The organism is Halobellus captivus (assembly GCF_007655485.1).
Taxonomy (GTDB): domain Archaea; phylum Halobacteriota; class Halobacteria; order Halobacteriales; family Haloferacaceae; genus Haloquadratum; species Haloquadratum captivum.
Window position 1 is genome coordinate 532 of the sequence record NZ_VJXQ01000018.1, and the last position, 937, is coordinate 1468.

Here is a 937-nt window from a genome sequence, read left to right on the forward strand (position 1 = left end):
AGCCGACACGAGTACCAACGAGACAGAGCGCAACCAAGGCGGACTCGCGAACTACACGCCGTTCAAGCCGGACGAGCGAACACAGGATCTCACCAACATCAAGCGAGCGTGGCCGGGCGCTGGTGCCATCCAGCGTGAAGACGGCGCGATGGAGGCGTTCATCGAGATCGATCCGGCCAACATGGACTTCGCGATGTCCAACGACTGGGCGCAGCTGCAAGACGCCGGCGAAGAGTTCGCCAACAAAGAGCTGGACTCGAAGCTCAAACTCCACGCCACAACCCGTTCCTTCCCGGTCGAGCAGATCACTGAGACCATCGAAGATCGACTCACTGACGAAGACGTCACGGAGAACCCGATCTTCCGGGAACTCCTCGAAGAGTACCGGGAGACACGGCCGAAGGAGATGCGTGACCGGGGCATTCAGCAGGTCCGGTACTACATCGGCGTTGAAGTCAGCCCGATAGAAGTGTACGACCGCTTCCGCGACGAGGGCACCCCCGCCGAGAAGCTGACCCAGTTCCCCGTCATCGGGTTCCTGTTCAACCCGTTCGTTACCCGTCGTGAGGACCTTACTGACGTCGAGCGCCGCGCGCAGATGTTCGAGAAGCTCGACAGTCGCGTGAACGACGTTCGATCCGAGTTTATCCAGCAAGCGTCGGGGTGGTCCGCACGCCGCCTCAGCACGGTCGAGCTGTTCGTTCTGAATATGGACTTCTGGAACGGCCGCGAACACGACTACGACGAGGCAGAACGTGTGGTTCGCGACCAATCGATCATCGGCCACTCGCGCCGGGAGGACCCACACGATGCGTAACGTGATCCTCCAGACCGGTGGTGGTGTGCTTGGCTCCGTCGCCGGGTGGCTCCAGAACCTGACACCAGCAGAGAGTGCAGTACTAGCCCTTGCAATGGGTCTCGGCCTTGGCGTCGGCAG

1 protein-coding gene is annotated in these 937 nt (G+C 61.3%); it reads left to right on the forward strand.

Translation table 11 applies throughout. The annotated features are described in order from the left end of the window. Positions 1-817 (forward strand): hypothetical protein (locus FJT57_RS16305; protein WP_144906893.1); only part of this gene is annotated, 817 nt, incomplete at its 5' end. Positions 818-937: the final 120 nt, after the last annotated feature.